General features: G+C 66.7%; 1 protein-coding gene. It reads left to right on the top strand.

What is annotated here, in order from left to right; all coding sequences use genetic code 11:
- On the top strand, positions 1-363 hold a 363-nt coding region (locus tag G4D85_RS48580; protein ID WP_420821760.1), incomplete at its 5' end, for a TIGR02266 family protein.
- Positions 364-418 lie beyond the last annotated feature (55 nt).

Genomic DNA, 418 nt, shown 5'->3' with positions numbered 1-418 from the left:
GGAAGAGGGTTGAGCGATAACCGAAAGTCCGCACGGGTACCCACCTTGCTGCGCTGCTGGTGCGAGGGAGACAACGTCACCCTGTATGCCCGCATCACGAACCTGAGCGAGGGAGGTCTGTTTCTCCGGACGAGCACTCCGCTGGCGCGAGGTGCGCGAGCGGTCCTCCGGCTGACGCCCGCGGAGGATCCCGACGTACAGGCGGCGGCCACGGTGGTATGGCTGAGGGAAGAGGAGGACCGGGCCTACCCGCCGGGGATGGGGCTCCAGTTCGAATCGCTGGATGCGGAAACCTTGGGGCGGCTCCGGCGGATTATCTCGCAGCAGCAGAAGAACCCCGTGAAGGCGGTCTGGGCCGGCTGAACGCGGCGCCACCGACCGAGGCATCCATGCGCATCGCCGTCATCTCCGACATCCA

The organism is Pyxidicoccus trucidator (assembly GCF_010894435.1).
Classification (GTDB): domain Bacteria; phylum Myxococcota; class Myxococcia; order Myxococcales; family Myxococcaceae; genus Myxococcus; species Myxococcus trucidator.
Note: the sequence above shows the minus strand (reverse complement) of the source record. Positions and strands in the feature narration are given on the sequence as shown.